Source organism: Halalkalibacillus sediminis (genome assembly GCF_002844535.1).
GTDB classification, from domain to species: Bacteria; Bacillota; Bacilli; order Bacillales; family Alkalibacillaceae; genus Halalkalibacillus_A; species Halalkalibacillus_A sediminis.
Map to the genome: position 1 here is coordinate 106,506 of NZ_PJNH01000004.1, position 12,206 is coordinate 118,711.

The following is a 12,206-nucleotide window of genomic DNA, read 5'->3' on the forward strand; positions in this document are numbered from 1 at the left end:
AAAAATGGCCATAATTATAAATGTGGATGTGATGTTAGCAAGGAGGAAAATGAGCGTCACTGAACTATCAGAAAAGGTAGGCATAACAATGGCTAACCTATCTATTTTAAAAAATGGTAAGGCGAAAGCGATTCGATTCTCTACGCTAGAGGCGATATGTAAAGCTTTAGACTGCCAACCAGGAGATATTATTGAGTATGTTCCAGAAGAAACAGAAGAAACAGAAGAAAAGGGGTAGATGGTCAACCAAATATGGTGATGCATGAAAAATTGCCCTACTTGTACATCAAAAAGTCAAAAATAATTCGTTCTAATTGTTTTAAGATCCATCTCTAAAAGGAATAACATAGGTAGGCTCTAAATTAGAAGGAGGTCTATTTATGAGTAAAGTAGCAATTATTACAGGTGGAGGAAGTGGTCTAGGTCAAGCCACCGCAGTAAAGTTAGCTGAAAAAGGAATCAATATAGTTATTGTTGACATCAGTGAGGAAGGTGGTCAAGAAACCATTGATTTGGTAAAGAAAGCCGGCTCTGATGCTTTTTTCGTAAAAGCCGATGTTTCAAAAGCTGATGAAGTGAAAAAGTATGTCGATCAAACAGTTGAAAAATACGGCACGATCGATTACTTCTTTAACAACGCTGGAATCTCTGGAAGCGGGAAACAGTTCTTGGATACAGATATTGATGAGATAGAGACAATTGTTGGAATCAATATGCTTGGTGCCTTATACGGTATGCATTATGTAGCAGATGTGATGGTGAAAAACGGTGGGGGATCCATTGTTAATACGTCATCAAGTGCGGGCGTTATTGGTCAAAGTACAGTTGTCACATACTCAGCCACTAAACATGGGATAGTCGGTATGACGAAAAGTATGGTCGCTGAATACGCGAAGGACGGATTACGTGTCAATGCGGTTGCACCCGGACCAACTGAAACGCCAATGGTCAAAAAATATTTTGAAGATAATCCTGAAATGAAAGAAAGCGCTGAGCAAGGCATCCCTCAAAAGCGTTTAGGAACTCCTGAGGAAGTAGCAGAATTGGTCACATTCTTACTCACATCAGATGCACCATACATTAACGGTGATGTGATACGAATTGACGGTGGATTTACGAGCACAAAGTAGTTATTTTAATTAGGACTTCGAGATTTCGAAGTCCTATTTTTATTCAAACGTAATTAATGCTCGTACCTTATTAACCACTACCCTTGCTTTTGCTACCTATCCCTTGTAAGATGAATCCACATTCGAATATCATTCATATGAATTCTTATGAAAACCTGTACCTGTACAGATAGAGAGAACAAGGGAGGGCGACTAATGAGAATGAATCAATGGATCGCTTATAGTTTGGTCATTACTGGTGCTGCACTATGGGGGATTGTCGGGTTATTCGTTCAATATTTGAATGGATATGGACTTTCTTCGTGGGATGTTGTTACGGTAAGACTAAGTCTATCAAGTATCATTTTAGTTTCATTATTGGCCATTTTTTCAAGGGGTTATTTGAAAATCCGACTCCGGGATCTGCCGTACTTCATCGCACTTGGTGTGGTGAGTATCGCAATTTTTAACTGGTTTTATTTCCAAGTCATGGAGCTCGCATCTCTGTCGGTGGCGGTTGTGTTTGTGTATTCGTCACCAGTTTTTGCTACAATCATTTCCTACTTCTTCTTTCGAGAGCCCATTACCGTCGCAAAACTCATCGCAATAGTTCTAACCATTTTTGGCAGTGCTCTAGCCATCGAATTCATCCCATTAACTGAATCGACTCTGAGTATGCAGACGATTCTTTTCGGTTTGTTGGCAGGGTTGTTCTGTGCTACCTACAGTCTTCTTGGGAAAGATATCAGCCGTTACTATCACCCGTTTACAATTACATGTTACGCAATGGTTTGTGGGAGTTTGTTTCTGATTCCTACTAGCCAAATTTGGCAGCATCATGAAGTATTGATGAACCCTGACGTTTGGGTTCATATGATCGGCATTTCAATATTTTCTACGGTCATCGCTTATTTGTGTTACACCATTGGACTCGCGTATATCGAATCGAGTCGAGCGACAATCTTGTCATCTACTGAGATTGTAATCGCAGTTCTCGTCGGAGTTCTCGTGTTTAAGGAAAACCTTACTATGTGGCAATTCGTAGGAATCCTTTTTGTGTTAGCATCACTAGCGATTACGGTGTTCTCGTTTAGAAATATAATCCGCACAAAACAATAGAACATCAAGAACATTCTAGGAGACGACCTAATAGATATCCATCAAAATGGTAGTACTTCTGTAGAAAATTTGATATATTAAATATAATAATATAAAATATTTTATTAGTTTTAGAAAAAAAGTTGGAATGATTATGCGAAAACTGAACACATTTTTAGTGACTGGATATTCGCGTGCGCCTCAAGGCACTTCGATGTATGAGGTTCACAAGCATGCGGGTATTGTACTTGAAATTAACTTTGATACGCATACAATCGAAAGAGTAGACTTTACCTTTGTAGCAGATCTAACAAAAGACTTTTTCAAAAGGTTACTTGAAGGATATTGCTTGGAAAAAGGTTTGGATTCGTTGATTGAACGTATTCAGAGCCATTACTTTGCACCCTCACAACAGGCAGTTATTGTTGCGTTACAGGCAGCAGTTCAACGCTATTGGGATTGTTTAAAAGAGAAAAATGAATAATCTAGTTTGGTTAAAGTGTTGTAGAGAAATGACCTTTCTCTATTTACTCATTGGAACCTAGCTAATAACTACACCTGCTTATTGTGGGCATGCTGTGGTTATTTTAGCTAGGTTTTTATTATTTTATGGGAGGTTAGGAAGATGGAAAAAATCATTACATGTCAAAAAGCTATCTCTAATATTAAATCTGGGGATACCGTAATGGTAGGTGGGTTTGGTTTAGTTGGATGCCCACTACAATTGGTTGAATCAGTAGAGGAGACAGATATAAAAAATTTGACTGTTATTAGCAATAATTTGGGTGAGCCAGGTAGTGGTCTAGGTAAATGGGTGATTCAAAAGCGTGTAAAAAAAGGCGTAGGTTCGTTTTTTACCTCGAATCCTGATGTTGTAAAAGCATATCAAGATAAAGAATTAGAGATAGAGTTAGTACCCCAAGGTACGTTAGCTGAATCAATTCGAGCTGGTGGTGCTGGAATTGGAGGTTTCTATGTAAAAACGTCGGTCGGAACTAAATTGGCAGAAGACCTTGAGGTTAAAGAAATTAAAGGCACACCTCATGTGTTTCGAGAGTCATTTACAGCTGATGTTGCTTTAATCAAAGCACATAAGTCCGATCGGTTAGGAAACTTAGTTTATACCAAATCTGCACGCAACTTTAACCCAGTTATGGCAACTGCAGCAAAATATGTTGTTGCGGAAGTTGATGAGATTGTTGAAATCGATGAGTTATCACCGGAAGAAATAGTGACTCCTCATTTATTTGTTGATGCCATAGTCTGTCCAGGGGGTGAAAATAAATGAATATGAAAGAGCGCATCGCTGCACGAATAGCAAAGGAATTTTCTGACGGAGACATTATTAATTTAGGGATTGGAATTCCTACTTTAATCCCCAATTTTATATCAGAAGATCTGGATGTTTTTCTTCATTCAGAAAATGGAATTTTAGGAGTTGGTCACACTCCAGAAGAAGATGAAGAGGATCCTAATATAGTGAATGCAGGTAAGAAACCTGTAACCGTAAATAAAGGTGCTTCTTTTTTTGATAGTGCAAGCTCTTTTGCGATGATTCGTGGGGGACATATTGACATATCTGTGCTAGGTGCATTAGAGGTTAATGCAAAGGCACAGATATCTAATTGGGCTGTACCTGGAAAACCAGTCTTAGGTGTAGGTGGGGCGATGGACCTTATTGAGGGATCAAAAAAAGTGTTTGTTACAACCACACACGTAACAAAGGATGGAAAGCCTAAGATTGTACAAGAAAATAAGTATCCTCTTACATCCTATAGAAGTATTGATATGATCGTTACAGATAAAGCAGTATTCCACGTTCAGGATGAAATGTTAATACTAACTGAAATAGCACCAGAGAGTAGTTTAGATGAAGTGGAACAATTAACAGAAGCCCCATTCCAAGTGAGTGAATCTATAAAAAAGAACAAATGAAAGGAGAGTTAGTATGGTAGTAGTTGTAAATGCGTATCGTACAGCGATTGGCAAGTATGGTGGTTCTTTGTCTGGTCATACTCCAGAATCATTGCTTACAACATTGATGAAGAATAACTTATCAAGTGCCGGGTTGTCATCCGATTTGGTTGATCAAGTCATCATGGGTCAAACGAAACAAAGTGCTCACGCTGCAAATATTGCTCGTGTTGCTAGTTTGGCCGCAGGTATACAAGAGACAACACCCGCCCATACCGTTAATATGCAATGTGCATCAGGCATGCAAGCAGTTTATGATGCATGGATGGCCATTGAAACCGGTCAATCAGACGTTGTTATAGCAGGTGGTGTAGAGAGTATGTCACAAGCCCCATTTTACACTGTAGGAAATCGGTTCCAACCTAAAACAGGGAATCAAACACTCTATGATAGCAACACAGAAAGTCAGAATAAGTCACAACCAGAAGATATTTATGGCAGCTTCAACATGGGTGAAACTGCGGAAAATTTAGTTGAGAAATATAGTATTTCTTTCGAGGAACAAAATGATTTCGCATACAAAAGCCAAATGAAAGCGAAGAAGGCAATAGAAACTAATCGATTTTCCGATGAGATTATCCCTATTGAAGTGGCCGACGGTAAACGTAGAACCCGTTTGTTCGCGAGGGATGAGCATCCAAGAGATGTAACGTTTGAAAAGTTGAACAAACTACCTCCAGTTTTTAAGAAGGGGGGAACGGTCACCGCAGGTAACTCGTCTGGAAGAAATGATGGTGCTGCGAGTTTATTATTAATGAGCGAGCAAAAGGCTGAATCACTAGGTTTGAAACCAGTGGCTAGGATTAAATCATTGGCTTCTGCCGGAGTGAATCCAACCGAAATGGGAATTGGCCCTGTCGCATCAACCCTCAAGGTTCTAAATCGATCAGGTCTTTCTCTAGATGAGATTGATTTAATCGAGTTGAATGAAGCTTTTGCGGCTCAGTCTTTGGCTGTTTTAAAAGAATGGGGAGAAAAACATCACCACAAAGTGAATGTGAACGGTGGTGCAATAGCGTTAGGACACCCGTTAGGTTCATCAGGAGCACGTATTTTAGTAACGCTTATCCATGAAATGCAAAAAAGGGAGTCCAATTATGGCTTAGCTACCTTATGTGTAGCAGGGGGTCAAGGTGTTTCAACAATTGTTGAGAATTATAAGTAGAAAGCGAAGTGAAAACTTGAGCCAAGATCATGTGTTTCATAGAAACTTCAATAATAATTACCCACTCATTGAAAGGGGCGAAGGTGTTTATCTTTATGACACACAAGGGGTTCGTTATTTGGATGGAAGTTCTGGGGCTGTAGCTGTAAATATAGGTCATGGAGTGCAAGAAGTAGTCAACGCTATGACTAAACAGGCATCTCATGTTGCTTATGTTCACACTTTACGTTTTGAAACTTCACTTCAACATGAACTTGCATCGATGATTGCTTCTCTTGCACCAGGGGATTTAGATACTGTTTATTTTACATCTGGAGGAGCAGAGGCAAATGAAAGTGCATTGAAGCTAGCTAGACAATACCATCTTGGCAACAATGATCAAGAAAAGTTCAAAGTGATCAGTCATAGTATTAGTTATCATGGCAACACCATGCGAACACTATCAATAGGTGGTGATCAAAAAAGGAAAGAACTTTATGACAAAGAACTTCACGGAGGTGTTATTCATCTAGCCCCTCCCTATGGTAAAAGAAGTGATTTTGAGAATCTTCAAGAGGATGAATATGTAGATTATTGCTTAAATCAAATTGAGAAAAAAATCCTCGAAGAAGATCCTGAAACAATAAGTTGTTTTCTTATTGAACCAATAGTAGGTAGCCAAATTGCTGCTTTTCCCATGCCTGATGGTTATTTGAAAGGGATTCGTAAACTATGTACTCAGTATAATATTTTACTAGTGGCAGATGAAGTGATGACAGGATTTGGGCGTACAGGTGAAATGTTTGCGGTGAATCATTGGAGAGTAACACCGGATATTATAACGTTTGCGAAAGGTGTGTCTAGTGCGTATGCTCCCTTAGGTGGAATGATTGTTAATAATAAAACCATTCAGACAATTAAAGATAAATGGGATGGAAAATTTGCTCATGGGTATACATTTAGCGGACATCCAGTGGCGCTAGCAGCAGGAAAAGCAAATATTAATTACTTATTAGACAAAGAACTGGTCCCAAATGTTAAACAAAAAGGACGATATTTACGCAAGAGATTATCTGAATTAATGGAAAAGTTCACATGTATTGGAGATTTGAGAGGACGCGGATTAATGTTAGGTTTTGAAATTTATAAAAATAAAAAGACTCGCGAACCTTTCAATCAGTCGCAAAAAGCTGCTGAAGAATTAAATCAAATATGTATCGAAAATGGTGTTGTATTTTACCCAGGACAGGGGTTAATTGATCAACAGCCTTTCGATCATATTCTTGTGGCTCCTCCATTTGTAATTACAGATAATGAAATAGATCACATGGTTGACTTATTAGAAAAGAGCCTTAAGATTTTTGAAAGAAGGTTTAAATAAGATTTAGCTCATTATGAGTTCAAGGAGCACAAAAAAAGTAAAATTAACCACAGTTTAGGATGGGAAAGGTCAAGATTTTAAAAGAATGGACGTTTTCTAAATTTTATCTAAAAAGTTCATCCACCTATAATCCTTCATCCTTATTATCGTTATATCTGACAACCTTTACTTAAAATTACCTTAACATAAATTAACAAAATAAATTCCCCTTTTTAACAAACACTATTCTCTGAAGAATCAATCCATAAAAGGAGGAATTTGTGAATGAAGAGGAAATGGCTTATTTTAGGTATGTTAACTTTGTTTATTGTAGGTTCTTTCTCATTAGGAGCTTTAGCTGAGGGTAAGGCAGCACCTGAGAAAGACATCGTTGAAACAGCGGTTGATGCGGGTGATTTTACAACATTAACTGCAGCACTTGAAAAAGCTGGATTAGTGGAAACGTTAAAAGGTGACGGTCCGTTCACTGTTTTTGCACCAACTGATGCTGCGTTTGAAACTCTTCTAAAAGAGTTAGATATTACTGCGGATGAATTGTTAGCTAGAGATGACTTAAAAGATATCCTTTTATACCACGTTGTAGATGGGAAAATCATGTCTGACAGTCTAGAAGATGGTATGAAAGTGAAAACCTTAAACGGAAAGAAAGTTAAAATTTCTTTAGATCCGACCCAAGTGAACGACGCTAATGTCATTATGGCAGATGTTAAGTCTTCCAATGGTGTGATCCATGTAATTGATAAAGTGTTGCTTCCATAACACAAATTCCTATATCAGGTTATCTGTGACACGGCTGGTTTTAAAATCAGTCGTGTTTATTTTTTACATGATTTCCCTAATTCTTTTAACTCTCCTATAGGCAGTTGCATAAGATGAAGAGAGATTATGGAATAATGGGAGGAGAAATGAATATGTATCCTAATCCGTACGGTTATTATCAGGGATATTACCCTGTACGTAATAACTGGTGGCACCCTCACGGATATTATGAACCAAGAAATAATATGAACTGGGGCTATAACAACTGGCAAACTAACGAAAGTTATGAACAGATAAAAGATTACGGTGGCCAGCCATACGTAGTGGATATCGAGAAAGTTACCAAGCAAAACAATACATTCCGAACGGCTCTTTGGACAGGAGAACACTTACAGGTGACTTTAATGAGTATCGGTGTAGGTGAAGATATCGGGTTGGAGATTCACCCGGATATTGATCAGTTTATACGAGTCGAAGAAGGTCAAGGGATTACTCGAATGGGTGACAGTGAAGATAATCTGGATTTTGAAGCATATGTCCAGGATGATTTCGCGATCATGATACCCGCGGGTAAATGGCATAATCTGATTAATACAGGTAAGGTGCCACTAAAAGTATACTCTATTTATGCACCACCTGAGCATCCCTTTGGAACCGTTCACCGAACAAAAGCCGAAGCGATGGCAGCAGAAAAAGATCATTCATAATTTGTATTAGAGAATCTATAGGTCAACAGGGAAAAGGAAGGCGGCGAAAGCCGTTCTTCTTTTTTTGCAGGGAGTTAAATTTCCAATTATGCTACATTAGTGAATGGATATTTATGTTAAGATGTAGTGGTTACAACATTTGGACTTACATAGTATGAGTAGAAGGAATAAAGTTGGGGAGTGTATGCTCTCTAGTATAGAAGAGGGGGGTTCGGTATTAATAATTTTGAGATGAATTTTTTCGCTGAAGATACCAATGTAGTGTTAGTTATTTCCAATTTCCTGGCTTGGGTGATAATAACGGCTATAATTCTTATTTATTATAAAAAGTTAGAAGACAAACCAAGACTATGGAAGGCTCTCCTGATAGCATTTATAGGGATGTTTACTTTTAATTTTGATTTAAATATTCTACAAACATTGATAAGTATCCCAATCCTGCCACTGGGTGTCTGGCTTTTGATGATTATTTTCAGGAATAAAGAGGATAGATGGAATGTTTATCGTCCTTTTGCTTGGTTAGGATTTTTTAGTCAATTTATTTTTATATTAACTGTGTTAATATCGATGCCTCTAAATAACTTACTATACCCTCAAGATCAACTTTCTACATACATATCGAATGCTGAAGATGCATCCCTCATTTCCACTCATTCTTCTGGAGAGGAAACTTCATTAAAAACAGGAAGTTTAAATAAGGTGTTAGAAAAAATGGAACAAAACCCTATCTATAGCCATGAGTGGTATCACAAGATGTCCGGAAACTTTGATAATATGAAGGTTGATGAAAAATTCCCTTATGTTTTAATAGGAACCGATCCGAAATGGGGGAGCGGGATTGAGAGTGTTATTTACCTTGAGCGAGATGGCAGAGGACTACTAGTTACATCACAAAAGGGCCAACATTATTTCCGTTCTGAGGAATCTCTTCTAGAGGAGGGTAGTCAATGACTAAAAAGAGAATTTCAGTCATCGTGATTATTCCTATAATTTTAGTATCTCTATTTATAATCTATTTTATTTATTTTTCAAAGCCAACTGCCCTCCCGGCGGATGATGAATTAGCAAATCAGATAAATGAAATCTTTCCGGAAGCAAATGTAGAGACGATTCAGGAAACAATTTACTTGGATCAAGAGCATGTATATGTTCCATTCATATCTAGCGAGAATAATTATGGTTCAAGCTATTGGGTATGGGAAAGTCGTAATTGGAAACCGATGAAGATAGATATTGGGGGAGAACCAACTGCTTGGACGATAAATAAGGAGGAACCTTCTTCATACATTGTTTGGAATATACATCCGGATGATAAAGTTAGCTATGCGAATTTATCAATGATGCGGGAGCGAGACTTTCAGATTTCTCACACTGAGCATCATTATAGCCCGAGCATTCATATGAAAGAACAAATATCTTTAAAGGAACAACCTTATGGTGTGCTCGTGTTTCCAGAGCAATGGCAAGCTTTATTGACTCAAGAGAACAAATTGATATCGTCACAAAATTCCCGGGATATCAATACTAGTGTTTTTTTGGATGTTAGACTTCATTTTGGTTGGACACCATTTAACGAGAACGATGATATAATTTTCCCGGAAGAATCTATAAGCAATAATGGTTTCATTAATGGAAATATAGAAACGAATTTCGTGGAATATGTTGAGGAACCTCAATTAGAGAATTAGCTTAGTAATTATTTCCGTTCAGATAAGTCGCTGTTGGAGGAGGGTAGAAATGACTAAAAAAAGAGTTTCAATCGTTGTCATCATTACATTTATTTTAATATCTCTATTTCTTGTCTATTGGTTTTATTTTTCAAAGCCGACAGCCCTCCCGGCGGATGATGAATTAGCTAAGCAGATGAATGAAATCTTTCCGGAAGCAAATGTAGAGACGATTCAAGAAACAATTCAATTGGATCAAGACCATGTATATGTCCCATTTATATCTAGCAAAGATACCTATGGAGCAAGCTATTGGGTATGGGAAAGGCGTAAATGGAGGCCGGTGTATATAGATACAGTTGGAGAACCAATAATTTGGATGATCGATGGGAAGAAACCATCATCATCCTTTATTGTGTGGAATCTTCACCCGGACGATCAAATCAGTCATGCTAATTTTGCTTTGGTGAGGGAACGCGGCTTTCATATTTCGAACAATGAACATAATTATACTCCTCGTATTCAAATGGAGAATGAAGTTTCTTTGAAAGAGGAATCATACGGTGCACTCGAACTACCTGAAGATTGGCAAGCTTTTTTGAATCAAGAAAATAAACGTGCTTCCTTACAAAAATCACATATTAATACTACTAGTATTTTTCCGGACATTGGTTTATATATCGGGTGGACACCATATAACGAAAAAGATGAAATAAGTTTCCCGGAAAGTTCTGTAAACGGACATGGTTTCTATAACGGGGACATCGAGACTGATTTCGTGAGATTTATAAATGAATCGGAATTAGAAGAGTAGCTGTTCTAGATGTACTTAGCGACCATTAAGCCTAAGGGAAGCACATCCTAGCAGGTTGTAAACAGAACGGATTATGATTTTCGAAACTTTTTGTATAGATTCATTACTAAATACTAATGAATTTCTTAACAAAAAAGGAGGTGCGATATGCACCTCCTTTAATATTGATTTAAATTTAGTATGATTTTGCACCTAGATATTTCGGTGCCCAGTAAGAGTTATTCATGTCGCTTACTGTAACTCCTGTTGATGAACCAGCGTGAACGAATTCACCGTTACCTAGGTAAATTCCTGCGTGAGATGGGCCTGGTTTGTATGTTTCGAAAAATACGATGTCCCCACGTTCAGGAGATCCTGTACTTTCACCTGCATTCCAAATGTCGCTAACGGTACGCGGTAGGTCGACCCCTTCTTGAGCGAATACGTACTGTAGATATCCACTACAATCGAAACCAGACGGGGATGTACCTGCCCAAACATATGGAGTACCTACGTGTTTCATAGCTTCATTGATTAATGATTCTGTAGAAGAAACTTGATCTGAAGTTGAACCATATGAACTTGTTGTCGCTTCGCCATTTACTTTTAAGGTCTGTCCAGCATAAATCAAATCACTTGAAAGGTTATTTAGTGATTTCAAGCTCGAAACGGTTGTGTTATAGTCTCCAGCGATTCTTGATAATGTATCACCTGATTGTACTGTATAACTTGTCGTTTTAGTTGCCGTGCTCGTGGTTGTTTCTTCAGTCGCGGACCCTGATACTTTAAGTTGTTGTCCGACTAGGATAAGGTTTGATGATAATCCGTTCAGCTGCTTTATGTTACTTACTGGTGTGTTGTATTTACCTGATATATGAGATAGTGTGTCTCCAGATTGTACGGTATGTATTTGTGTATTCTGTTCTACTTCTACGTTGTTGTTATCTGTATTGCTGATAACAAGTATCTGTCCCGGGTAAATCATGCTTCCTGATATGTTGTTCAATGATTGTAATTCTTGAACACTTGAATCAACTTGCTGTGAGATCTTCCATAAACTGTCGCCTGATTTTACAGTGTAAGACTCCTCTGCATGAGCGTATGTTTGCCCTGCCACGACTAATCCTGTTGTCAACGCCAATGTTGTAATTGTCTTCTTGATGATGTCGTCCTCCTTTGATGTCTAGACACGTTTTGCGCCCGATATATGCATTTTATAGGAGGATATTACAAAATAAAAGAGTAATTTCTTCCTTCACTTTAACGCAATTTCCACAACCGATGCGTGGTAAGGGGTGAGAGGTGTATCGCGACCATAGGACTATTTTTAAAGTATAAGTCCTTTGTCCTGCGTAGTGTGACAGTTTGTTATGTAATTGAAATATAACTGTAAAATAATCAACTAATCTATTAATATTTTATTTCTATTACTGTGGAGTTAAACAGATACTTAGTAAATGATTGGTAAATTTATGGTATCATAGATTAAATTTAAAAATTGATTGACCCTATTTGCAAAATAATAGAAAAATCTATCCTAAATTTACAGATGTAAATTATGTGGCATATTTATG

The 12,206-nt window shown here is 37.8% G+C and carries 14 protein-coding genes; 13 read left to right on the forward strand and 1 reads right to left on the reverse strand.

Annotated features, from left to right (window positions below):
- The first annotated feature begins 4 nt into the window (after nucleotides 1-4).
- From CEY16_RS12980 to CEY16_RS13040, 13 genes are all read left to right on the forward strand, one after another.
- Nucleotides 5-238: a helix-turn-helix domain-containing protein gene (locus tag CEY16_RS12980; protein WP_101332477.1), complete on the forward strand. Its 234-nt coding sequence runs from the start codon at nucleotides 5-7 to the stop codon at nucleotides 236-238.
- A gap of 142 nt (nucleotides 239-380) precedes the next feature.
- Complete coding sequence (locus CEY16_RS12985) at nucleotides 381-1,130, forward strand: SDR family NAD(P)-dependent oxidoreductase (protein ID WP_101332478.1); 750 nt, start codon at nucleotides 381-383, stop codon at nucleotides 1,128-1,130.
- A gap of 195 nt (nucleotides 1,131-1,325) precedes the next feature.
- Complete coding sequence (locus CEY16_RS12990) at nucleotides 1,326-2,228, forward strand: DMT family transporter (protein ID WP_101332479.1); 903 nt, start codon at nucleotides 1,326-1,328, stop codon at nucleotides 2,226-2,228.
- Between the two features lie 133 nt (nucleotides 2,229-2,361).
- The gene (locus CEY16_RS12995; protein WP_101332480.1) at nucleotides 2,362-2,691 is read left to right on the forward strand and encodes a DUF3870 domain-containing protein; all 330 of its coding nucleotides are present in this window, start codon (nucleotides 2,362-2,364) and stop codon (nucleotides 2,689-2,691) included.
- Nucleotides 2,692-2,832: 141 nt separating this feature from the next.
- Entirely contained in the window at nucleotides 2,833-3,495 is a 663-nt protein-coding gene (locus CEY16_RS13000; RefSeq protein ID WP_101332481.1) for a CoA transferase subunit A, read from the forward strand.
- Complete coding sequence (locus CEY16_RS13005) at nucleotides 3,492-4,142, forward strand: 3-oxoacid CoA-transferase subunit B (RefSeq protein WP_101332482.1); 651 nt, start codon at nucleotides 3,492-3,494, stop codon at nucleotides 4,140-4,142. The genes CEY16_RS13000 and CEY16_RS13005 overlap by 4 nt, the downstream gene beginning before the upstream one ends.
- A gap of 13 nt (nucleotides 4,143-4,155) precedes the next feature.
- Entirely contained in the window at nucleotides 4,156-5,346 is a 1,191-nt protein-coding gene (locus CEY16_RS13010; protein WP_101332483.1) for a thiolase family protein, read from the forward strand.
- A gap of 16 nt (nucleotides 5,347-5,362) precedes the next feature.
- Nucleotides 5,363-6,706, forward strand: a complete 1,344-nt coding sequence (locus CEY16_RS13015; protein WP_162297939.1) for an aminotransferase family protein — start codon at nucleotides 5,363-5,365, stop codon at nucleotides 6,704-6,706.
- Between the two features lie 264 nt (nucleotides 6,707-6,970).
- Nucleotides 6,971-7,465 carry a fasciclin domain-containing protein gene (locus CEY16_RS13020; RefSeq protein WP_101332485.1) on the forward strand — a complete coding sequence of 165 codons (495 nt, stop codon included), beginning with the start codon at nucleotides 6,971-6,973 and terminating at the stop codon, nucleotides 7,463-7,465.
- A gap of 152 nt (nucleotides 7,466-7,617) precedes the next feature.
- Nucleotides 7,618-8,172, forward strand: coding sequence for a cupin domain-containing protein (locus CEY16_RS13025; RefSeq protein WP_101332486.1), 555 nt, complete (start codon nucleotides 7,618-7,620; stop codon nucleotides 8,170-8,172).
- A gap of 261 nt (nucleotides 8,173-8,433) precedes the next feature.
- Nucleotides 8,434-9,123, forward strand: a complete 690-nt coding sequence (locus CEY16_RS13030) for a hypothetical protein (protein WP_143484629.1) — start codon at nucleotides 8,434-8,436, stop codon at nucleotides 9,121-9,123.
- A complete protein-coding gene (locus CEY16_RS13035) occupies nucleotides 9,120-9,860 on the forward strand; it encodes a hypothetical protein (RefSeq protein ID WP_101332488.1) in 741 nt (246 codons plus the stop codon). Before CEY16_RS13030 ends, CEY16_RS13035 begins: the two co-directional genes overlap by 4 nt.
- Nucleotides 9,861-9,909: 49 nt before the next feature.
- Complete coding sequence (locus tag CEY16_RS13040) at nucleotides 9,910-10,653, forward strand: hypothetical protein (RefSeq protein WP_101332489.1); 744 nt, start codon at nucleotides 9,910-9,912, stop codon at nucleotides 10,651-10,653.
- 175 nt (nucleotides 10,654-10,828) lie between these two features.
- On the opposite strand, the gene CEY16_RS13045 is transcribed toward CEY16_RS13040, so the two are convergent.
- The gene (locus CEY16_RS13045) at nucleotides 10,829-11,773 is read right to left on the reverse strand and encodes a C40 family peptidase (RefSeq protein ID WP_238378854.1); all 945 of its coding nucleotides are present in this window, start codon (nucleotides 11,771-11,773) and stop codon (nucleotides 10,829-10,831) included.
- Nucleotides 11,774-12,206 lie beyond the last annotated feature (433 nt).